Here is a 21,582-nt window from a genome sequence, read left to right as displayed (position 1 = left end):
CAATACTCCTATTCGCCTATTCGTTGTCAGACCGCGTCACGCCTGGGCGATCGCGGTTTCCAGGTGCGCGGCAAGCGCATCCCAGGCAATGTTCTGTTGTTCGCCCTGGCCACGCAGGGGCTTCAGGCCGATCTGCTGCTTCTCGAGCTCGTCGTCGCCCAGAATCAGCGCGAACAGCGCGCCGCTCTTGTCGGCCTTCTTGAACTGGTTCTTGAAGTTGCCGCCACCGGCATTGACTGCCAGGCGCAGGTTCGGCAGACGATCGCGCAGTTGCTCGCTGATCTTCAGGCCAGCCAGCTCCGCTTGCTCGCCAAAGGCGCACAGGTAAACGTCGATGGTACGGCTGATCGACTCAGGCACCTGGCCCAGGGTTTCGATCAGCAGCAGCAGACGCTCGATCCCCATGGCAAAGCCAACGCCGGCGGTCGGCTTGCCACCCATCTGCTCGACCAGGCCATCGTAGCGCCCGCCAGCGCAGACCGTGCCCTGGGCGCCGAGCTTGTCGGTGACCCACTCGAATACGGTCTTGCTGTAGTAATCCAGGCCGCGCACCAGCTTGGTGTTGATCACGAACGGGATGCCGGCAGCGTCAAGACGGGCCTTCACGCCATCGAAGTGCACGCGGGACTCTTCGTCCAGGTACTCTTCGAGCTTTGGCGCGCCTACCAAGGCGGCCTGGGTGCCTTCGTTCTTGCTGTCGAGGATGCGCAGCGGATTGCTCTTCAGGCGACGCTGGCTGTCTTCGTCCAGCTGATCAATGCGCTGGGACAGGAATTCCACCAGTGCATCACGATAGCGCGCGCGGGCTTCGCTGGTACCCAGGCTGTTGAGCTCCAGGGTCACCGCGTCCTGAATACCCAGCAACGCCCAGAGGCGCCAGGTGAGCATGATCAGTTCGGCGTCGATATCGGGGCCGGCCAGGTTGAACACCTCGACACCGATCTGGTGGAACTGACGGTAGCGTCCCAATTGCGGGCGCTCGTGACGGAACATCGGGCCCACGTACCAGAGCTTCTGCACCTGGCCATTGCCGATGATGCCGTGTTCGAGCACTGCACGCACGCAGGCGGCGGTGCCTTCCGGGCGCAAGGTAAGCGAGTCCTTGTTGTCCTGGAAGGTGTACATTTCCTTCTCGACGATATCGGTGACTTCACCGATCGAGCGCTTGAACAGCTCGGTGAACTCGACGATCGGCGTGCGGATCTGGCTGTAGCCGTAGCTGTCCAGCAAGCCGGCCACGGTGCCCTCGAAATAGCGCCACAGCGGCGACTGGTCGGGCAGGATGTCGTTCATGCCACGGATGGCTTGCAGCGATTTGCTCACGAGTAGTCCTTACGAATCTGTGTCTCAGCCGCGGGCGATCAGCGCCGCGTCGGCCTCGGCCTTCTCGGCCGCTTTCTGGCGGATGAGCTTTTCCAGCTCGTCGACCAGGTTGTCGTTGTTCAGTTTCTGCGATGGCTTGCCATCGATGTAGACCAGGTTCGGCGTGCCGCCGGTCAGGCCCACGTGCGATTCCTTGGCCTCGCCCGGGCCGTTGACCACGCAACCGATTACCGCCACGTCCAGCGGTACCAGCAGGTCTTCCAGGCGCCCTTCCAGTTCGTTCATGGTCTTGACCACATCGAAGTTCTGCCGCGAGCAGCTCGGGCAGGCGATGAAGTTGATGCCACGGGAACGCAGGTGCAGCGACTTGAGGATGTCGTAGCCGACCTTCACTTCCTCGACCGGATCGGCGGCCAGGGAGATGCGGATGGTGTCACCGATGCCTTCGGCCAGCAGCATACCTAGGCCGACGGCGGATTTCACCGTCCCCGAACGCAGGCCGCCGGCTTCGGTGATCCCCAGGTGCAGCGGCTGAATGATCTGCTTGGCCAGCAGACGGTAGGCCTCGACGGCCATGAACACGTCGGAGGCCTTGACGCTGACCTTGAAGTCCTGGAAGTCCAGGCGGTCGAGGTGCTCGACATGGCGCAGCGCCGACTCGACCAGCGCCGCCGGGGTGGGCTCGCCGTACTTCTTCTGCAGGTCCTTTTCCAGGGAACCGGCGTTGACGCCGATGCGGATCGGGATGCCACGGTCGCGGGCCGCGTCGACCACGGCGCGCACACGGTCTTCACGACCGATGTTGCCCGGGTTGATGCGCAGGCAGTCGACGCCCAGCTCAGCCACGCGCAGGGCGATCTTGTAGTCGAAATGGATGTCGGCGACCAGCGGCACGCTGACCAGCTTCTTGATCTTGCCGAACGCCTCGGCGGCGTCCATGTCCGGCACCGAGACCCGCACGATGTCCACGCCGGCATCGACCAGGCGCTGGATCTGCGCCACGGTGGCGGCGACATCGTTGGTGTCGGTGTTGGTCATGCTCTGCACCGCGATGGGCGCATCACCACCCACCGGCACATTGCCGACCCAGATTTTGCGGGATTCGCGACGTTTGATCGGAGATTCGCCGTGCATGACTTACTGTCCCAACTTCAGGCGAGCGGTTTCGCCACTGGTGAACGGGGCGACATCGACCGCCTGGCCGTTGTAGCTCACCTGGGCGCCGCGGGCGAAGCCCAGGCGCACCGCGAACGGTGGCTTGCCGGTCAGTTCCAGGCTGTCGCCCTTGCGCTTGATGGCGCTGAACAGCACCTTGCCGTTGCCGTCGGTGACCTGGGTCCAGCAATCGGCGGTGAATTGGATATGGACCTTGGCGCTGCCGGCCGGGGCCGGTGCGGCGTCAGCGGGCGCAGGCGCTGCGACTGGCGCGGTCGACGCGACCGGTGCGACTGGCGCTGCGGCAACAGGCACGCTGGGCGTAACCACGGCAGGAGCGGTTGGCGCGGCAGCCGGTGCCACAGGTGCGACGGCGGCCGCTGCCGGCGCGGTGCTGGTGGCTGGCGCGGCGGGTGCCACGGCCGCGACTGGCGCCTGGGTCTCGGCGACCGGCGCCTGCTCGGTAGCGTTCGGCTCCAGTGGCAGGACCTGGCCCTCAGCCTGCTGGCCTTCGCTTACGGCCTGGTCTTCCGGCTCGTCCAGCGGATGAATCTGCGTGGTGCCGTCGGCGCTCTCGACCTCGACGTGCTCCAGGGCGATCTTGGCCAGGTCCTTGCCGCGCAGGCTGCTCTGGTCCTGCCACCAGAAGAAGCCACCGCCGACCACCGCGACCAGCAGCAACAGGCTGACCACTCGCAGGATATTGTGCGAAAGGCGCACCGGCTCTTCGATACGGCCGAGGGCGTGCACTTCGCTGCCCTGGGCGTGGGTGCCGGTGATCTGGTCGAAGGCCTCGACCAGGGGCGCCTGGTCCATGTCCATCAGCTTGGCGTAGGCACGGATGTAGCCACGGGCGAAGGTGTGCCCGGGCAGCTTGTCGAAGGCGCCGTTTTCCAGGTTGTTCAGCGAAGATACCGTGAGGTTGAGCTTGCGAGCGACCTCGGCCTGGCTCCATTCGCGTTTTTCGCGGGCCTGGCGCAAGACATCACCGGGGTTCTGGCGAGTCGCTGCTGCTACTTCAGTGTGCGCGGCTTTCATCGTTGCTCCGACAGGTATTGCTGATATTCCGGCGTACCGGGATAAAGTCGTTGTATTTGCTGGCCCAAACGGGTCGCGGTGCCCTGTTCGTCGAGGGCGAGTGCCAGGCGATGGCCCAGCAACAGGCTACGGGCATCCTGGTCGCTCAGCTGGCTGAATCGATCGTAGTAATCCTGGGCCGGCACATAATGCCTGTTTTCGTAGGACAACTCAGCCATTTCGAGCAATGCCTTCGGTTGCCGCTGATTGAGCCGAAGGGCTTTTTCCAGGTAGGCACGCGCCTGATCACCCTGCCCCTGCTTCCGGGCGGTGAGCCCCAGGTTCTCGTACACGCGGGAACGCTCAGGATACAGGGTATCGGCGGCAGCCTGGAGGAACATCGCCCGGGCTTCGTCGAAACGGCCCTGAGCATATAGGAAACTGCCGTAATTGTTGCGGATTCGTGTGTCATCCGGGCGGATGGCCAAGGCCTTGGCGAAGTGCTCGCCGGCCAGTGCGGGCTCATCCTCGGCCTGGAACACCAGGGCCAGTGCCGCATGAGCCTCGCCGTCACGGGCGTCCAGGGCCAAGGCCTTGCCCAGCGGCGCCTTGGCGCGCTCGGTCAAACCTTGTTGCAAATACCCCAGCCCCAACTGCACGTAGGCCTGCCCCGCCGCCTCACGCCCCTGGCGGCTGGCCAGGGGGTCGCCCGCGCCGCCGGACACGCAGCCGGCCAGCAGCGAAAGCGTCAGGATCGACAGCGCGGCGCGCAGGCTCATGGGGCAGGTGCTCGTCAGGGGCGCGCGGCGCTGTCTTGCGGCTCGTCGGCAGCCAGCTGGCGCACGGCGATGTAGCGCTCGCTGCGGCGGGTACGGTCGTTGACCTGACCCACCAGCTGACCGCAGGCGGCATCGATGTCGTCACCGCGGGTGGTGCGCGTGGTCACGTTGAAGCCGCCGTGGTGCAGCAGGTCCTGGAAGCGACGAATGGCATTGTTGCTCGGTCGCTCGTAGCCCGAGTGCGGGAACGGGTTGAACGGGATCAGGTTGATCTTGCACGGCACATCACGCAGCAGCTCGATCATCTGCGCGGCATGCTCGGGCTGGTCGTTGACGTCCTTGAGCAGGGTGTACTCGATGGTGAGCACGCGCTTGCCGCCGAGGGTGGACATGTAGCCCATGCACGACTCCAGCAGCATCTTCAGCGGGTACTTCTTGTTGATCGGCACCAGCTTGTTGCGCAGTTCGTCGTTCGGCGCGTGCAGCGACAGGGCCAGCGACACGTCGATGTGCTTGGCCAGCTCGTCGATCATCGGCACCACGCCCGAGGTGGACAGGGTGACGCGACGCTTGGAAATGCCATAGCCTAGATCTTCCATCATGATCTTCATGGCGGCGATGACATTGTCAAAATTCAGCAGGGGTTCGCCCATGCCCATCATGACCACGTTGGTGATGGCGCGGTCGATCTTGGCCGGAACGGTCCCGAAGGATTTGTTGGCAAGCCACACCTGGCCGATCACTTCGGCGGCGGTGAGGTTGCTGTTGAAGCCTTGCTTGCCGGTGGAGCAGAAGCTGCAGTCCAGGGCACAGCCGGCTTGCGACGACACGCACAGGGTGCCGCGATCGTCGGTGGGGATGTAGACGGTCTCGACGCAGCTGCCAGAGGCAACGCGGACCACCCACTTGCGGGTGCCGTCGGCGGAAATGTCTTCACTGACCACTTCCGGGCCCCGAATCTCGGCAACGGCCTCGAGCTTTTCGCGCAAGACCTTGCCGACATTGGTCATGGCGGCGAAATCATCGACGCCAAAATGGTGAATCCATTTCATCACCTGACCGGCACGGAAGCGCTTCTCCCCGATTGAGTCGAAGAACTGTTCCATTTCCGCCAGGGTAAGCCCCAGCAGGTTGATCTTGTCAGTCGATGTCGTCATGGATTCACCCTCACCCGTAAGCTTTCGCTTAGCGAGTGGTTACCTCGGTAGCAGCGAAGAAGTAAGCGATTTCGCGAGCAGCGGCGGCTTCGGAGTCCGAACCGTGAACGGCGTTGGCGTCGATCGACTCGGCGAAGTCGGCGCGGATGGTGCCTGGAGCAGCTTCTTTAGGGTTGGTGGCGCCCATCAGCTCACGGTTCAGAGCGATGGCGTTTTCGCCTTCCAGAACCTGAACAACGACAGGGCCCGAAGTCATGAAGGCAACCAGGTCACCGAAGAAACCACGAGCGCTGTGCTCGGCGTAGAAGCCTTCGGCTTCGGCCTTGGACAGTTGCTTGATTTTCGAGGCGACGATTTTCAGGCCGGCTTCTTCGAAGCGAGTGGTGATCTTGCCGATGACGTTTTTAGCGACGGCGTCAGGCTTGATGATCGAGAAAGTACGTTGAACAGCCATGGAAAACTCCAGAATATTGAGTGTTGCGAAAAATTAAACCCGCGAATTATACGCGGGTTCCAGGGGATTGCCTAACCTGCGGCGTGCGCTCAGTCGGCTTCTTCGATCCAGGCCGCCTGGATGGCCTCGAGAACCTTCTCGCCGCAACGCGACGGATCGTCATCGAAGTCCGGCAGGGCCATGACCCAAGCGCGCAGATCGACGAAATTCACGTAATGAGGATCGACCTCGGGCTTGCTTTCCGCAAGCTGGATGGCGATCTCAAGTACATCAACCCATTTCAGACTCATGTACAGGCCCTCAGTGCGGCGCTTCGGCGGCGTGGTTGAGCGAATACTTGGGGATCTCGATGGTGAGGTCCTCATCACCGACGACCACCTGGCAACCCAGGCGCGACTGCGCCTCCAGGCCCCAGGCCTTGTCCAGCATGTCCTCTTCGAGCTCGTCCGCTTCTTCAAGGGAGTCGAAGCCCTTGCGGATGATGCAATGGCAGGTGGTGCAGGCCTTGACGCCGCCGCAGGCGCTTTCCATCTCGATGTGATGGTCGTGGGCCAGTTCCAGGATGTTGGTCCCGGTCGGCACTTCCACGGTCAAGCCCTCGGGGCAGAACTTCTCATGCGGCAGGAATGTCACCAGCGGCATCGGTTACTCCTCGATCTCATTCAGGTTGCGCCCGGCCAGTGCGGCTTTGACCGTCGAATCAAGGCGACGGGCGGCAAATGCATCGGTCACCTGCGACAGACGCTTGGTCTGTTGCTCGATGGCGGCGCCATCGGTGCCGGTCAGCAAATCACGTAGTTCTTGCATCTGGAATTCGATCGCATCGCGCTCGTCACTGCTGAGCAGGCGCTCGCCATCGGCGCCCAGGGCGCCCTGCACCGCCTCGAGCAGGCGCTCGGCGTCGACCTGGTGCTCGCGCAGCTGGCGCGCATGCTTGTCGGAGCCAGCGTGCTCGAAGGAGTCCTTGAGCATGCGGGCGATCTCGCCGTCGGTCAGGCCGTAGGACGGCTTGACCTGGATGCTCGATTCCACGCCCGAACCCAGTTCGCGGGCCGCGACACTGAGCAGGCCGTCGGCGTCGACCTGGAAGGTCACGCGGATCTTCGCCGCGCCCGCGACCATGGCCGGGATGCCGCGCAGTTCGAAGCGCGCCAGGGAACGGCAGTCGCTGATCAGCTCGCGCTCGCCCTGCAGCACGTGGATCATCATGGCCGACTGGCCATCCTTATACGTGGTGAATTCCTGGGCGCGAGCCACCGGAATGGTGGTGTTGCGCGGAATCACCTTCTCCATCAGCCCGCCCATGGTCTCAAGACCCAGGGACAGCGGGATGACGTCGAGCAGCAGCAGCTCACCGCCTTCGCGGCGGTTGCCGGCGAGGGTGTCGGCCTGGATGGCGGCACCGATGGCCACCACCTGGTCCGGGTCGATCGAGGTCAGCGGGGTACGGCCGAACAGCGCGCCGACCGCCTCGCGCACACGCGGCACGCGGGTCGAACCACCGACCATGACCACCGCGCCGACCTCTTCCAGCTCGACGCCGCTGTCGCGCACAGCGCGGCGGCAGGCCTTGAGACTGCGGGCGATCATCGGTTCGATCATGGCTTCGAAGGCGGCACGGGTCAGCTCGCCCTGCCAGGCACCATGCTGGACGCTGACCGCTTCACTATCGGTCAAGGCTTCCTTGGCCGCGCAAGCGGTCTGCAGCAGCAGGCGCTGGGTGGCCGGATCGAGGTCGGCGGACAAGCCGGCCTGCTCGATGATCCAGCCAGCGATCGCATGGTCGAAGTCATCGCCACCCAGGGCGGTGTCGCCACCGGTGGCCAGCACTTCGAAGACACCGGCGGTCAGGCGCAGGATGGAGATATCGAAGGTGCCGCCGCCCAGGTCGAAAATCGCCACGACGCCTTCGGCATCCTGGTCCAGGCCATAGGCCACGGCTGCCGCGGTCGGCTCGTTGAGCAAGCGCAGGACATTGAGGCCGGCCAGCTTGGCGGCGTCCTTGGTCGCCTGGCGCTGGGCGTCGTCGAAATAGGCCGGGACGGTGATCACCGCGCCAACCAGCTCGCCACCGAGGGTTTCCTCGGCACGCTGACGCAGCACCTTGAGAATATCGGCCGACACTTCCACCGGGCTTTTCGGGCCCTGGACCGTGTCGATGAACGGCATGTGCGATTCACCGCCGACAAAGCGGTACGGCAGTTGCTCGCCCAGCTGCTTGACGTCCGCCAGGCCACGCCCCATCAGGCGCTTGACCGACAGGATGCTGTTGAGCGGGTCGCTGGGGGCAGCCTCGCGCGCGGCCAGGCCGACTTCGACAGCGTTGTCGAGATAACGCACGGCGGAAGGCAGGATGACACTGCCCCGGGCATCGGGCAGCGGTTCGCTGCGCCCGCTGCGCACGGCGGCGACGAGAGAATTGGTGGTGCCCAGGTCGATGCCCACCGCCAGGCGGCGCTGGTGCGGCTGGGGGCTCTGACCGGGTTCGGCGATCTGCAGTAGGGCCATGCTTATCTGAGTACCTTAGGCGTCATCACGGGCAACGCCGGGGTTAATCGTCGAGGCGCTCTTCGAGTTGGCGCACTTCTTGGGCGAGCTTGTCGAGGAACTGCATGCGGCGCATCAGGCGCTCGGCCTGCTCACGCTGCGCAGCAACATCCCAGCAGGCGGCGAAATCCTCGTTCAGCGTGTCCTGGGCGACCTTGAGGCGCTTCTTGAACACGGCGACACCGTCGAGGTCGGCTTCGTCCTGCAGGTCTTCGAGCTCTTCGCGCCACTGCATCTGCTGCAGCAGGAAGTCCGGGTCGTGCACCGTGACTTCCTGGGGCACCTCGTGGCCGCCGATGGCCAGCAGGTAGCGGGCCCGGCGCGGCGCGCTGCGCAAGGTCTGGTAGGCGTCGTTGAGGGCCGCCGACTTTTCCAGGGCTACGCGCTGCTCGCGCTCGGAAGCGTCGGCGAAACGGTCCGGATGGACCTCGCGGGCCAGCTCGCGGTAGCGAACGGCCAGTTTGTCGAGGTCCAGGCGAAAACCGGGTTGCAGCTCAAACAGGGCGAAATGACAGGGAGTACCCACGGCCAGCCTCAGACGTTGAAGCTTTCGCCGCAGCCACACTCACCGCGCACGTTGGGGTTGTTGAACTTGAAGCCTTCGTTCAACCCTTCCTTGACGAAGTCCAGCTCGGTGCCATCGAGGTAGACCAGGCTTTTCGGGTCGATGATGACCTTCACGCCATGGTTCTCGAACACCTGGTCTTCGGCGGCGAGCTCGTCGACGAACTCCAGCACGTAGGCCAGGCCCGAGCAGCCGGTGGTGCGCACGCCCAGGCGAATGCCCTCACCCTTGCCGCGCCCGTCGAGGGAACGGCGAATGTGGTTGGCGGCGGCTTCTGTCATGCTGATAGCCATCGGAACTCCTTACCTCGCGACAGTCGACTTAGATCAAGCCTTTCTTCTGCTTGTAATCGCGAACAGCGGCCTTGATGGCATCTTCGGCGAGCACGGAGCAGTGGATCTTGACCGGCGGCAGTGCCAGCTCTTCAGCCAGCTGGGTGTTCTTGATGGTCTCGGCCTCGTCCAGGGTCTTGCCCTTCATCCACTCGGTGGCGAGGGAGCTGGAGGCGATGGCCGAACCGCAGCCGTAGGTCTTGAACTTGGCGTCTTCGATGACGCCCTGCTCGTTGACCTTGATCTGCAGGCGCATCACGTCGCCGCAAGCCGGGGCGCCGACCATGCCGGTGCCGACATCCGGATCGTCGGCGTTCATCTTGCCGACGTTGCGCGGGTTTTCGTAGTGGTCGATGACCTTTTCACTGTATGCCATGGTGCAATTCCTTCCTCATCAGGGAGCCGCTCTTGCCGGCGACTGCTTAGTGGGCGGCCCACTCGATCTTGGAGATGTCGACGCCGTCTTTGTACATGTCCCACAGCGGCGACAATTCACGCAGCTTGTTCACGGCTTCGCAGACTTTCTGCGCGGCGTAGTCGACTTCTTCTTCGGTGGTGAAGCGGCCGAAGGAGAAGCGGATCGAGCTGTGCGCCAGTTCGTCGTTGCGGCCCAGGGCGCGCAGGACGTAGGACGGCTCGAGCGAAGCGGAGGTGCAGGCCGAACCGGACGAAACGGCGATGTCCTTCAGCGACATCAGCAGCGACTCGCCCTCGACGTAGTTGAAGCTCAGGTTCAGGTTGTGCGGCACGCGCTGGGTCTGGCTGCCGTTGACGTACAGCTCTTCGAGGTCCGAGACCTGCTTGAAGAAGCGGTCGCTCAGGGCCTTGATGCGCACGTTTTCAGCGGCCATTTCCTGCTTGGCGATGGCGAAGGCTTCGCCCATGCCGACGATCTGGTGGGTCGGCAGGGTGCCCGAACGCATGCCGCGCTCGTGGCCACCACCGTGAATGATGGCTTCCAGGCGTACCCGCGGCTTGCGGCTGACGTACAGCGCGCCGATACCTTTCGGGCCGTAGACCTTGTGCGCGGAGAACGACATCAGGTCGACCTTGAGCTTCTGCAGGTCGATCTCGACGCGGCCGGCCGACTGGGCGGCATCGACGTGGAACAAGACGCCGCGCGAGCGGGTCAGTTCACCGATGGCGGCGATGTCGTTGATCGAGCCGACTTCGTTGTTCACGTGCATCAGCGAGACCAGGATGGTGTCGTCGCGCAGCACCGCCTCGACCATGGCCGGGGTGACGATGCCGTCTTCGCCGGGCTCGAGGTAGGTGACTTCGAAACCTTCACGCTCGAGCTGGCGAGCGGTGTCCAGGACCGCCTTGTGCTCGATCTTGGAGGTGATGATGTGCTTGCCCTTGGTCTGATAGAAGTGCGCCACGCCCTTCAGGGCGAGGTTGTCGGACTCGGTGGCACCGCTGGTCCAGACGATCTCGCGCGGGTCGGCGTTGATCAGTTCGGCGACCTGGCGGCGGCCGTTCTCGACTGCTTCCTCGGCCTTCCAGCCGAACACGTGGGAGCGCGAGGCCGGGTTGCCGAAGTTCCCGTCGACCAGCAGGCACTCGGCCATCTTCTGGGCGACACGGGGATCGACCGGCGTGGTCGCGGAGTAATCGAGGTAGATCGGCAACTTCATTGAGTATCTCCTATCAGGCGGTGGCGTCGCTCGTCGCTGCGGTTTCAGTCGACGGCGGACGTCTCAATCTTGTCCAGCTGGGCAACTCGGCCTGCGACACGGCGCAGGTCCTGGCGCTGGGCGACTTCCTGCACCTCGCGGCGCATGACGAGGTCGGCCAGGCTGATGCCACTGAGGAATTCATGGATCTGCTGGCTCAGGTCGCACCACAGGTGGTGAGTCAGGCAGGTATCACCGGCGTGGCAGTCCCCCAGGCCCTGGCAACGGGTGGCATCGACCGATTCGTTGACCGCGTCGATGACCTGGGCCACCTGGATGGTTTCCATGCCCCGCGACAGCTGGTAGCCGCCGCCCGGACCGCGAACGCTGGATACCAGGCTGCTGCGGCGCAGCTTGGCGAACAGCTGTTCCAGATAAGAGAGGGAAATGCCCTGGCGCTCGGAAATGTCGGCCAAAGACACCGGCCCATGCTGCGCGTGCAACGCCAGGTCGAGCATGGCGGTCACGGCGTATCGGCCTTTGGTAGTCAGTCGCATGGCGTATGGGTACCACGGGAGTTACAGGATGTGTGCGAGTATGCGATTCCCGAGCATTTAAGTCAACTATTAGACCTAGTGCTTTAGTCGGGTATGCATGCGGGAGGCGGGCGCGAGTGTAGCAGACAAGGGGCGCAAGCACACGCCCCTTGTGTCGGACCGGCGCAATCAATGCGACTGAGTGTCGCCCTGCTTCAGCTCGGCGCAGGCCGCGGCAAAGTCGTCGTCGGGCAGCGCCGGCAGCTCCTTGGCACAGTAGTCACTGCCCATCCGGGTCAGCGCGCCGCACATGCCCTCCAGGCGCTCGTCGACGGCCTGCAGGTGGTCGAGCATCTGGCCGATGGCGCGGGCCACCGGGTCCGGCATGTCGCCGCTGACGCCGTAGGCATCGAAGCCGATCTTCTCGGCCATGGCCTTGCGCTTGGCCTCGACGGCGTCATCCTCGGTCTTGACGATGATCCGCCCCGGGATGCCCACCGCCGTGGCGCCGGCCGGCACCGCCTTGGTAACTACCGCGTTGGAGCCGATCTTGGCCCCGGCGCCGACCGTGAACGGGCCCAGCACCTTGGCCCCGGCACCGACCACCACACCGTTTTCCAGGGTCGGGTGACGCTTGCCCTTGTTCCAGCTGGTGCCACCGAGGGTGACGCCCTGGTAGAGGGTCACGTCGTCGCCGATCTCGGCGGTCTCGCCGATGACGATGCCCATGCCGTGGTCGATGAAGAAGCGCCGGCCGATGGTCGCGCCCGGGTGGATCTCGATGCCGGTCATCCAGCGACCGAAGTTCGACACCAGCCGCGCCAGCCACTTGAAGTCGCGCCGCCACAGGGCATTGCCCAGGCGGTGCAGCCAGATGGCATGCATCCCCGGGTAGCAGGTCAGGACCTCGAAGGCGTTGCGCGCCGCCGGGTCACGATGGAAAACGCTCTGGATATCTTCACGCAGACGCTCGAACATCTGTCAGTCCTTCCTTTTATGCGGCTCGCCCCGTGCGACCTTCTGGGTCTCGGTAAGAATGCCGCGCAAAATGCTCATTTCCGGACGCTCGACCGAGCTTCGCCCATACAGCCGGCGCAGGCGCGCCATCAGGTGCTTGGGTTTCTCGGGATCGAGGAAGCCGATGTCCACCAGGGTCTTTTCCAGGTGGTCGTAGAACAGCTCCATTTCGTCCATGGTCGCCAGCTCGCTGGCGTCGACCTTCTCGACCTTCACCGCACTGCCCTGCCCTGCCAGCCAGGCCATGCGCACCTCATAGGAGAGCACCTGGACGGCGGCGGCCAGATTCAGCGAGCTGAAGTCGGGGTTCGAGGGAATGTGCACGTGGAAGTGACATCGCTGCAGTTCTTCGTTGGTCAGGCCGGCGTGCTCGCGCCCGAACACCAGGGCGATCTCTTCGCCGCCCATGGCCTGGGCCACGGCCTTGGCCCCGCACTCGCGCGGGTCGATCAGCGGCCAGGGGATGCTGCGCTCACGGGCACTGGTACCCATGACCAGGCTGCAGCCGACCAGCGCCTGTTCAAGGCTGTCGACCACCTGGGCGTTGCCCAGCACGTCGTCGGCGCCCGAGGCGCGGGCGCTGGCGTCCGCGGCCGGAAACTCTTTTGGCTGCACCAGCACCAGGCGTGACAAGCCCATGTTTTTCATGGCTCGCGCAGCGCCGCCGATGTTGCCGGGGTGGCTGGTATTGACCAGAACAACACGAATATTTTGCAGCAAGGTGTCGTGCTCTCGGATGCGGAAACAGGAGGGTTCGATCTTACAGAACCGACCAGCGTAACGCCATGAAAGCAAATGTGACACTTCTGTCGTCAAAGATTTCTGCTAGAATGATCGGCTTTCCTCTTTAACATCTCCAGGTGACCTTCCCATGCAGCCTATGCTGAATATCGCCCTGCGCGCCGCTCGCAGCGCCAGTGAACTGATTTTCCGCTCCATCGAACGCCTGGATAGCATCAAAGTCGACGAAAAGCAGGCCAAGGACTACGTGTCCGAGGTGGACCGCGCCGCCGAGAAGGTCATCGTCGAGGCCCTGCGCAAGGCCTACCCGAACCACTCGATCCAAGGCGAAGAGACCGGCCTGCACGCCGGCACCGGTGAAGAAGGCAAGGATTACCTGTGGATCATCGATCCGCTGGACGGCACCACCAACTTCCTGCGTGGCGTTCCGCACTTCGCCGTCAGCATCGCCTGCAAATACCGTGGCCGCCTCGAGCACGCCGTGATCGTCGACCCGGTTCGCCAGGAAGAATTCACCGCCAGCCGTGGCCGTGGCGCCCAGCTCAATGGCCGCCGCCTGCGCGTCAGCTCGCGCACCAGCCTGGAAGGCGCGCTGCTGGGCACCGGCTTCCCGTTCCGTGACAACCAGATGGCCGACCTGGACAACTACCTGGGCATGTTCCGCGCCCTGACCGGCCAGACCGCCGGCATCCGCCGCGCCGGCTCCGCCAGCCTGGACCTCGCTTATGTAGCCGCCGGCCGTTTCGACGCCTTCTGGGAGTCAGGCCTGTCCGAGTGGGACATGGCCGCGGGCGTACTGCTGATCCAGGAAGCCGGTGGCCTGGTGAGCGACTTCAACGGTGGCCACGACTTCCTCGAGAAGGGCCACATCGTCGCGGGCAACATCAAGTGCTTCAAGGCCGTGCTGACTGCCATCCAGCCGCACCTGCCAGAGCACATGAAGCGCTAAGCGCTGATTGCGAGCACAAAAAAAGCACCTCTCGAGGTGCTTTTTTGTGCCTGCAATCCAGCCAGGAGTGCGATCCCCCTGTAGGAGCGGCCTTGTGTCGCGAAAGGGCTGCAAAGCAGCCCCGGGGATTTCAGATAGAGCGAAAATCCTGGGGGCGCTTCGCACCCCTATCGCGACTCAAGGCCGCTCCTACAGAAAGCAGCCCGTGCCGAGATCACTGCCCCGGCTGGTTCTGCCCCAGGATCAACTTGCCATTCTTGTCCAGCGGGATGGTCGAGCCCGGCTCGTGATCCATCTTCACCTTGCCCACCTGGTCACCGATGGAATAGGTCACGTTGTAGCCCACCACCTTGTCGCTGATGTCATTGACCGTGTTGCAGCGCGTCTGCGTGGTGGTGTAGGTATCACGCTCCTGCATGCCTTCCTGCACCTTGTTGCCGGCGTAACCGCCACCGACCGCACCGGCCACGGTGGCAATCTTCTTGCCGGTACCGCCACCGATCTGGTTGCCCAGCAGGCCACCGGCAATGGCACCAACCACCGTACCGGCGATCTGATGCTGATCCTTGACCGGCGCCTGGCGCGTCACGGTGACATCCTTGCAGACCTCACGCGGCGTTTTCACTTGCTGCTTGATCGGCTGCACGTCGGTGACCTGGGCGTACTCAGGCCCTTTGTTCACCAAGCTGTAGGTCGCCACAGCACCTCCGGCAGTCACACCGACAGCACCCAGAACCGCACCCACCAGCATTGATTTGTTCACGTGAACCTCCTGATCGTACCCGCGGGCTCCGGCCCGCCTTCTCCCTGCCTTGGAGCAAAAAAAAAGGCGCGAGTTCAACACTCGCGCCTCTCTTTGCGCCAAATGGCGCGGGACAAGCCTTACGGACGCTCGTCCACACCCTCGGTCTTGACCGGCGGGATCAGGTCTTCACTGCTCAGGTTCAGCCAGATCAGCACCACGTTGGCGATGTAGATCGACGAGTAGGTACCCGCCATGACGCCAATGAACAGCGCCAGGGAGAAGCCGAACAGGTTGTCGCCGCCGAAGAACAGCAGCGCGGCGATGGCCAGCAAGGTCGACACCGAGGTGGCGACGGTCCGCAGCAGGGTCTGGGTGGTCGAGATGTTGATGTTCTCGATCAGCGAAGCCTTGCGCAGCACACGGAAGTTCTCGCGCACCCGGTCGAACACGACGATGGTGTCGTTGAGCGAGTAGCCGATGATCGCCAGCACCGCCGCCAGTACCGTCAGGTCGAAGGTGATCTGGAAGAACGACAGGATGCCCAGGGTGACCACCACGTCGTGGATCAGCGAGATGATCGCGCCCACGGCGAACTTCCACTGGAAGCGGAAGGCCAGGTAGATGAGGATACCGCCCAGCGCCAGGAGCATGCCGAGGCCGCCCTGGTCACGCAGTTCCTCGCCCACCTGCGGGCCAACGAACTCGACGCGCTTGACCGTGGCCGGGTTGTCGCCGCCGATCTTCTGCAGCGCCTCGGCCACGCGGTTGCCCAACTGCGGGTCATCGCCCGGCATGCGCACCAGCAGGTCGGTGGTGGCGCCGAAGCTCTGCACCACGGCATCGTGGAAGCCGGAGCCGACCAGCTCGGTACGGACCTTTTCCAGGTCCGCAGGACGCTCGTAGGTGAGCTCGATCAGCGTGCCGCCGGTGAAGTCCAGGCCGAAGTTCAGGCCCTTGTGCCACCAGCTGAACAGCGCCAGCACGGTGAGGAGCACGGTAATGGCGAACGCGACATTGCGCACGCCCATGAAGTTGATGGTTTTCATCGCAGCTCCCTCAAACCCACAGCTTCTTGATGTCACGCCCGCCGCAGGTCAGGTTGACCAGTGCGCGGGTCACCATGACGGCGGTGAACATCGAGGTGAAAATCCCGAGGGACATGGTGACCGCGAAGCCCTTGACCGGGCCGGTGCCCATGGCGAACAGGATGCCGCCGACCAGCAGGGTGGTCAGGTTGGCGTCGACGATCGCCGAGTAGGCGCGGTTGAAACCTTCGTGGATGGCGCGCTGCACCGACATGCCGGCGGCGATCTCTTCGCGAATACGCGAGAAGATCAGCACGTTGGCGTCCACCGCCATGCCCATGGTCAGCACGATACCGGCGATGCCCGGCAGGGTCAGGGTGGCGCCCAGCAGCGACATCAACGCCAGCAGCAGGACCATGTTGCCCGCCAGGGCGATGGTCGCCAGCACGCCGAAGGCGCGGTAGATGGCGATGATGAACAGCGAGACGAACAGCATGCCCCACAGGGACGCGTCGATACCCTTGGTGATGTTGTCGGCACCCAGGCTTGGGCCAATGGTACGTTCTTCAGCGAAGTACATCGGCGCGGCCAGACCACCGGCACGCAGCAGCAGGGCCAGTTCGGACGATTCGCCCTGGCCGTTCAGGCCGGTGATGCGGAACTGGCTGCCCAGCGGCGACTGGATGGTCGCCAGGCTGATGATCTTCTTCTCTTCCTGGAAGGTCTGCACCGCGACTTCTTTCTCGACGCCGTCGACCACCTGCTTCTGGTAGCGGGTGACCGGCTTCTGCTCGATGAAGATCACCGCCATGCTGCGCCCGACGTTGGTACGGGTGGCGCGGCTCATCAGCTCGCCGCCGTGACCGTCGAGACGAATGTTCACCTGCGGGCGACCGTGCTCGTCGAAGCTGGCCTGGGCGTCGGTGACCTGGTCACCGGTGATGATCAGGCCACGCTCGACCGCAGCGGAGCGGCCGCCTTCGCGGAACTCGAACACCTCGGTGGTGGCCTTGGACGCACCCGGCTCGGCACCGAAGCGGAACTCCAGGTTGGCGGTCTTGCCGAGGATACGCTTGGCCTCGGCGGTGTCCTGCACGCCCGGCAGCTCGACCACGATGCGGTTGGCGCCCTGGCGCTGGACCAGCGGCTCGGCCACGCCCAGCTCGTTGACCCGGTTGCGCACGGTGGTCAGGTTCTGCTTGATCGAGTATTCGCGGATCTCGGCGACTTTCGCCTGGGTCAGCGCCAGACGCAGCACGGCGAGCTCGTTGCGCTCGGTGGTGGTCAGGTCGAAGTCATTGAAATTCTTGCGGATCAGGCTGCGGGCCTGTTCGCGGGTAGCATCGTCGGCGAAGCCCAGCATGATGCCGCCGTCCTGCTGGGGCAGGCTGCGGTAGCGGACGCGCTCTTTGCGCAGCAAGGTCTTGACCTCGCCTTCGTAGACTTTCATGCGAGCGGTCATGGCCTTGTCCATGTCCACTTCCAGCAGGAAGTGCACACCACCGGACAGGTCCAGGCCCAGCTTCATCGGGCTGGCACCCAGGTTGCGCAGCCACTGCGGGGTGGTCTGGGCCAGGTTCAGGGCCACGACATAGTCGTCGCCGAGGGTCTTGCGCGCCACATCCTTGGCCGGCAGCTGTGCTTCCTGGTTGGTCAGGCGCACCAGCGCACTGCCCTTCTCACCCAGGCTGCCGCCTTTGACGGCGATACCGGCATCGGTCAGCGCCTTGGTCACGCGATCGAGGTCGGCCTGGCTGACATGCAGGGCGGAACTGGCGCCGCTGATCTGCACCGCCGGATCATCCGGATAGAGGTTGGGTGCGGAATAAATGAAGCCGACCGCCAGTACCACCACGATCAGCAGGTATTTCCACAGAGGGTATTTGTTCAGCATCACGCCGCCCGTTCAAGACGCGGGGCGCTTTGCGCGCCCCGACTGGAAAAATGAAACCGGTAACTCAGATAGCCTTGAGCGTACCTTTCGGCAGGGTCGCCGCCACGGCGCCCTTCTGGAACTTCAGCTCGACGTTGTCGGACACTTCCAGGACCACGAAGTCGTCGGCGACCTTGACGATCTTGCCGGCGATGCCGCCGGTGGTGACCACTTCGTCACCTTTTTGCAGGTTGCTCAGCAGGTTTTTCTGCTCTTTGGCACGCTTGGCCTGCGGGCGCCAGATCATCAGGTAGAAGATGACCAGGAAGCCGACCAGGAAGATCCACTCGAAGCCGGTACCGGCTGGGCCGGCGGCTGGGGCTGCTGCGTCCGCGTAAGCGGCGGGAATCAAGAAGCTCATTGGGCACTCCTAATGGATATTTTCTAATAATGGATGCGAACAGTCAGTCCAAGGGCGGCACAGGCAGCCCGCGCTTGGCGTAGAAGGCGTCGACAAAGGCGGCCAATTTACCCTGTTGAATAGCCTCGCGTAAACCGGCCATCAAGCGCTGGTAATGGCGCAAGTTGTGGATGGTATTCAGCATGCTGCTCAACATTTCGCCGCACTTGTCCAGGTGATGCAGATAAGCGCGGGAGAAGTTGGTGCAGGTATAGCAATCGCAGGTCGGATCCAGCGGCGATTCATCGTGGCGATGGAACGCGTTGCGGATCTTGATCACCCCGGTGTCGACGAACAGATGGCCGTTGCGCGCATTGCGCGTGGGCATCACGCAGTCGAACATGTCGACGCCGCGGCGCACACCCTCTACAAGATCCTCCGGCTTGCCTACCCCCATAAGGTAACGAGGTTTGTCAGCCGGCATCTGTTCCGGCAGGTAGTCCAGCACCTTGATCATCTCGTGCTTGGGCTCGCCCACCGACAGGCCGCCGATGGCCAGGCCATCGAAGTCGATGTTGACCAGCGCTTCCAGCGAGCGCATGCGCAGGTCCTGGTACATGCCGCCCTGGACGATGCCGAACAGCGCCGCGGTGTTGTCGCCGTGGGCGTTCTTCGAGCGCTGGGCCCAGCGCAGCGACAGCTCCATGGAGGTGCGCGCCACGTCGTGCTCGGCCGGATACGGGGTGCACTCGTCGAAGATCATCACGATGTCCGAGCCCAGGTCGCGCTGGACCTGCATGGACTCCTCGGGGCCCATGAACACCTTGGAACCGTCCACTGGCGATGCGAAGGTCACGCCTTCCTCCTTGATCTTGCGCATGGCGCCCAGGCTGAACACCTGGAAACCACCGGAATCAGTGAGGATAGGGCCTTTCCATTGCATGAAGTCATGCAGGCCGTTGTGTTTCTTGATGACCTCGGTACCCGGGCGCAGCCACAGGTGGAAGGTGTTGCCGAGGATGATCTCGGCGCCGATGGCCTCGATGTCGCGCGGCAGCATGCCCTTGACCGTGCCGTAGGTGCCCACCGGCATGAAGGCCGGGGTCTCGACGGTGCCACGGGGGAAGGTCAGCCGGCCACGACGGGCCTTGCCGTCGGTGGCCAGCAGTTCGAACGACATTCGACAGGTGCGACTCATGCTTGATCCTCTGGGCCGCGTGGCGCCGGATTGCGGGTGATGAACATGGCATCACCGTAACTGAAGAAGCGGTACCCGTTCTCGACCGCCGCCGCGTAGGCGGCCATGGTCTCGGGGTAACCGGCGAAGGCCGAGACCAGCATCAGCAGCGTGGACTCCGGCAGGTGGAAGTTGGTGACCAGGCAATCGACCACATGGAACGGCCGGCCCGGGAAGATGAAGATGTCGGTGTCGCCGCTGAAGGCCTTGAGCTCGCCATCGCGCGCCGCGCTCTCCAGCGAACGCACGCTGGTGGTGCCCACGGCGATCACCCGGCCGCCACGGGCGCGGCACGCGGCGACGGCGTCGACCACATCCTGGCTCACTTCGAGCCACTCTTTATGCATGGTGTGGTCTTCGATCTTGTCGACCCGCACCGGCTGGAAGGTGCCGGCGCCCACATGCAGGGTGACGAAGGCGCGCTCGACGCCCTTGGCGGCGATCTTCGCCAGCAGGTCTTCGTCGAAGTGCAGGCCGGCGGTAGGCGCGGCCACGGCGCCGGCGCGCTCGGCGTAGACGGTCTGGTAGCGCTCGCGGTCGGCGCCCTCGTCGGGGCGGTCGATGTACGGCGGCAGCGGCATGTGGCCGACGCGCTCGAGCAGCGGCAGCACCTCTTCGCTGAAGCGCAGTTCGAACAGCGTGTCGTGACGCGCGACCATCTCGGCCTCGCCACCGCCATCGATGAGGATCTGCGTGCCTTCTTTAGGCGCCTTGCTGGCACGCACATGGGCCAGCACGCGGTGGCTGTCGAGCACGCGCTCGACCAGCACTTCCAGCTTGCCGCCGGAGGCTTTCTGGCCGAACAGGCGCGCCGGAATCACCCGGGTGTTGTTGAACACCATCAGGTCGCCCGGGCGCAGGTACTCGAGCAGATCGGTGAACTGCTTGTGGGCCAGCTCGCCGCTGGGGCCATCGAGCACCAGCAGGCGGCTGCCATGGCGCTCGGCCAGCGGATGGCGGGCGATCAGGGAATCGGGGAGTTCGAAAGAAAAATCGGCGACGCGCATGATGATGTTCGGTTCGACAGGGCCGCAAAGTTTAGCCCAATGCGTGAAAATTGACCATGAAAGCCGATTGACCGACCCAAGGCACCTCTCTATACTGCGGCGCCACAAGCCCTGATGGCGGAATTGGTAGACGCGGCGGATTCAAAATCCGTTTTCGAAAGGAGTGGGAGTTCGAGTCTCCCTCGGGGCACCAAGATCCAGAAAAAACCGACCTTATGGTCGGTTTTTTTGTGCCTGTTGTTTTGCTGCCCGTCACGTGCATGGGAGCGGGCTTGCCCCGCGCTGAAGCAAACCAGCACCTCATCCAGAAAATTCGGTTAACTCGTGCCAAGTTCTTCAATCTGCCTCTAGGATCATCCCTTTCAGGGTCTTTTGGCGCGGGGTTATTGATCGAGTGGGGGCCACCAGGCGCTGCAAGGGCCTCAACCATCACTTGGTGGCCCTGATGCGGTCCAAGGTGTGCAGTGCAAGCGGATGTACCGGAACCGTGAAACATCAGGATGAAGGCCAGGCCATACAACTGCGTGATTCCCTCGATCGCCTGCTGCCCCCAATCGTCGCCAATGAATGTCAGCGCCTGAAAAAGGAAGCTAACCGTCCCAACCTCCGCTTCGCTTCGTAGCAGCTCAGCAGGACTGAAGTGCTGTGACAAGCTGACGAAACGCCAAGCCCCCACCACAGAGGGACTCGAGGCGTATCAGCCGTCTACGCTTGGTGCGCTCTGCATTGGTTCAAATGACCATGTCTAAGGAAACCCGGCAAAACGAGATTTTTTCACCGCTAACCCCGGGATTCCATGGCCTATAGCCGACCCGACCCGGCCCGCTCCGCTCCCCTCGCCGCACAGTACAGCCACACCTGCAAAACCTGTCACTTCCTGTCACCGTGTGAAATAGCCACCTTCTTGCAAGAGCCCGCAGACCGCGCGACCTGCAGCTAGCGTCGCCCCCACCGCTGGATTGCACTTGCTCACCACGAAAGGCTCGTCGCGCCAGAAGGGGATAAGTGAATTTTTGTTGCATACTTTTTGCGAGTTGCTCCTTTTCAGCATGTCCTTCCATGTGGCTTGATCCATGGTTAACGCATTCAGCCATAGGCGTGCATGCG

General features: G+C 63.7%; 23 protein-coding genes and 1 tRNA gene. 2 read left to right on the top strand and 22 right to left on the bottom strand.

Annotated features, from left to right (window positions below):
• Nucleotides 1-36: 36 nt before the first annotated feature.
• The 16 genes from hisS to trmJ all read right to left on the bottom strand — a co-directional run bounded on the left by hisS (nt 37) and on the right by trmJ (nt 13,218).
• Nucleotides 37-1,323 (bottom strand): histidine--tRNA ligase, encoded by a 1,287-nt coding sequence (gene hisS / locus HU751_RS19840; protein WP_186712888.1) that lies wholly within the window; start codon nt 1,321-1,323, stop codon nt 37-39.
• 24 nt (nt 1,324-1,347) lie between these two features.
• Nucleotides 1,348-2,457, bottom strand: a complete 1,110-nt coding sequence (ispG, locus tag HU751_RS19835; protein WP_011532347.1) for a flavodoxin-dependent (E)-4-hydroxy-3-methylbut-2-enyl-diphosphate synthase — start codon at nt 2,455-2,457, stop codon at nt 1,348-1,350.
• 3 nt (nt 2,458-2,460) lie between these two features.
• Entirely contained in the window at nt 2,461-3,516 is a 1,056-nt protein-coding gene (locus HU751_RS19830; protein ID WP_186733523.1) for a RodZ domain-containing protein, read from the bottom strand.
• Nucleotides 3,513-4,274, bottom strand: a complete 762-nt coding sequence (gene pilW / locus HU751_RS19825) for a type IV pilus biogenesis/stability protein PilW (RefSeq protein WP_186733522.1) — start codon at nt 4,272-4,274, stop codon at nt 3,513-3,515. The genes HU751_RS19830 and pilW overlap by 4 nt, the downstream gene beginning before the upstream one ends.
• 14 nt (nt 4,275-4,288) lie before the next feature.
• Nucleotides 4,289-5,431, bottom strand: a complete 1,143-nt coding sequence (gene rlmN / locus HU751_RS19820; RefSeq protein WP_028689594.1) for a dual-specificity RNA methyltransferase RlmN — start codon at nt 5,429-5,431, stop codon at nt 4,289-4,291.
• Nucleotides 5,432-5,459: 28 nt separating this feature from the next.
• Nucleotides 5,460-5,885, bottom strand: coding sequence for a nucleoside-diphosphate kinase (ndk, locus tag HU751_RS19815; RefSeq protein WP_011532343.1), 426 nt, complete (start codon nt 5,883-5,885; stop codon nt 5,460-5,462).
• A gap of 89 nt (nt 5,886-5,974) precedes the next feature.
• Complete coding sequence (gene iscX, locus HU751_RS19810) at nt 5,975-6,175, bottom strand: Fe-S cluster assembly protein IscX (RefSeq protein WP_028689593.1); 201 nt, start codon at nt 6,173-6,175, stop codon at nt 5,975-5,977.
• Between the two features lie 10 nt (nt 6,176-6,185).
• Nucleotides 6,186-6,527: an ISC system 2Fe-2S type ferredoxin gene (gene fdx / locus HU751_RS19805; protein ID WP_028689592.1), complete on the bottom strand. Its 342-nt coding sequence runs from the start codon at nt 6,525-6,527 to the stop codon at nt 6,186-6,188.
• A 3-nt stretch (nt 6,528-6,530) separates the two neighbouring features.
• Nucleotides 6,531-8,393: a Fe-S protein assembly chaperone HscA gene (gene hscA, locus HU751_RS19800; RefSeq protein WP_186733521.1), complete on the bottom strand. Its 1,863-nt coding sequence runs from the start codon at nt 8,391-8,393 to the stop codon at nt 6,531-6,533.
• A 43-nt stretch (nt 8,394-8,436) separates the two neighbouring features.
• A complete protein-coding gene (hscB, locus tag HU751_RS19795; RefSeq protein WP_186733520.1) occupies nt 8,437-8,958 on the bottom strand; it encodes a co-chaperone HscB in 522 nt (173 codons plus the stop codon).
• Between the two features lie 8 nt (nt 8,959-8,966).
• The gene (gene iscA, locus HU751_RS19790) at nt 8,967-9,290 is read right to left on the bottom strand and encodes an iron-sulfur cluster assembly protein IscA (protein ID WP_023630636.1); all 324 of its coding nucleotides are present in this window, start codon (nt 9,288-9,290) and stop codon (nt 8,967-8,969) included.
• A gap of 28 nt (nt 9,291-9,318) precedes the next feature.
• Nucleotides 9,319-9,705: a Fe-S cluster assembly scaffold IscU gene (gene iscU / locus HU751_RS19785; protein WP_011532337.1), complete on the bottom strand. Its 387-nt coding sequence runs from the start codon at nt 9,703-9,705 to the stop codon at nt 9,319-9,321.
• A 46-nt stretch (nt 9,706-9,751) separates the two neighbouring features.
• Nucleotides 9,752-10,966: an IscS subfamily cysteine desulfurase gene (locus tag HU751_RS19780; protein ID WP_046854251.1), complete on the bottom strand. Its 1,215-nt coding sequence runs from the start codon at nt 10,964-10,966 to the stop codon at nt 9,752-9,754.
• A 44-nt stretch (nt 10,967-11,010) separates the two neighbouring features.
• Nucleotides 11,011-11,502, bottom strand: a complete 492-nt coding sequence (gene iscR / locus HU751_RS19775; RefSeq protein ID WP_050704358.1) for a Fe-S cluster assembly transcriptional regulator IscR — start codon at nt 11,500-11,502, stop codon at nt 11,011-11,013.
• Between the two features lie 168 nt (nt 11,503-11,670).
• On the bottom strand, nt 11,671-12,459 hold the full coding sequence (cysE, locus tag HU751_RS19770) for a serine O-acetyltransferase (RefSeq protein ID WP_028689587.1): 789 nt from the start codon (nt 12,457-12,459) through the stop codon (nt 11,671-11,673).
• 3 nt (nt 12,460-12,462) lie between these two features.
• Nucleotides 12,463-13,218, bottom strand: coding sequence for a tRNA (cytosine(32)/uridine(32)-2'-O)-methyltransferase TrmJ (gene trmJ / locus HU751_RS19765; RefSeq protein ID WP_186733519.1), 756 nt, complete (start codon nt 13,216-13,218; stop codon nt 12,463-12,465).
• A gap of 151 nt (nt 13,219-13,369) precedes the next feature.
• Between trmJ and suhB the strand changes: the two genes are divergently transcribed.
• A complete protein-coding gene (suhB, locus tag HU751_RS19760; RefSeq protein ID WP_028689585.1) occupies nt 13,370-14,188 on the top strand; it encodes a type III secretion system regulator SuhB in 819 nt (272 codons plus the stop codon).
• Between the two features lie 214 nt (nt 14,189-14,402).
• Here the strand turns inward: suhB and HU751_RS19755 are convergent, their stop codons facing one another.
• The 6 genes from HU751_RS19755 to queA all read right to left on the bottom strand — a co-directional run bounded on the left by HU751_RS19755 (nt 14,403) and on the right by queA (nt 20,475).
• Nucleotides 14,403-14,951, bottom strand: a complete 549-nt coding sequence (locus tag HU751_RS19755; protein ID WP_046854247.1) for a glycine zipper 2TM domain-containing protein — start codon at nt 14,949-14,951, stop codon at nt 14,403-14,405.
• Between the two features lie 119 nt (nt 14,952-15,070).
• Nucleotides 15,071-15,979, bottom strand: a complete 909-nt coding sequence (gene secF, locus HU751_RS19750) for a protein translocase subunit SecF (RefSeq protein WP_110735797.1) — start codon at nt 15,977-15,979, stop codon at nt 15,071-15,073.
• Nucleotides 15,980-15,989: 10 nt separating this feature from the next.
• The gene (secD, locus tag HU751_RS19745; RefSeq protein ID WP_050704351.1) at nt 15,990-17,852 is read right to left on the bottom strand and encodes a protein translocase subunit SecD; all 1,863 of its coding nucleotides are present in this window, start codon (nt 17,850-17,852) and stop codon (nt 15,990-15,992) included.
• A 64-nt stretch (nt 17,853-17,916) separates the two neighbouring features.
• Complete coding sequence (yajC, locus tag HU751_RS19740; RefSeq protein ID WP_050704350.1) at nt 17,917-18,252, bottom strand: preprotein translocase subunit YajC; 336 nt, start codon at nt 18,250-18,252, stop codon at nt 17,917-17,919.
• Between the two features lie 43 nt (nt 18,253-18,295).
• Complete coding sequence (gene tgt / locus HU751_RS19735) at nt 18,296-19,411, bottom strand: tRNA guanosine(34) transglycosylase Tgt (protein ID WP_186713014.1); 1,116 nt, start codon at nt 19,409-19,411, stop codon at nt 18,296-18,298.
• A 14-nt stretch (nt 19,412-19,425) separates the two neighbouring features.
• Nucleotides 19,426-20,475: a tRNA preQ1(34) S-adenosylmethionine ribosyltransferase-isomerase QueA gene (queA, locus tag HU751_RS19730; RefSeq protein ID WP_186599302.1), complete on the bottom strand. Its 1,050-nt coding sequence runs from the start codon at nt 20,473-20,475 to the stop codon at nt 19,426-19,428.
• A gap of 108 nt (nt 20,476-20,583) precedes the next feature.
• On the opposite strand from queA, the gene HU751_RS19725 reads away from it, so the two are divergent.
• A tRNA-Leu gene (locus tag HU751_RS19725) sits at nt 20,584-20,668 on the top strand.
• Nucleotides 20,669-21,582: the final 914 nt, after the last annotated feature.

It is taken from the genome of Pseudomonas peradeniyensis (genome assembly GCF_014268935.2).
GTDB classification, from domain to species: Bacteria; Pseudomonadota; Gammaproteobacteria; order Pseudomonadales; family Pseudomonadaceae; genus Aquipseudomonas; species Aquipseudomonas peradeniyensis.
Note: the sequence above shows the minus strand (reverse complement) of the source record. Positions and strands in the feature narration are given on the sequence as shown.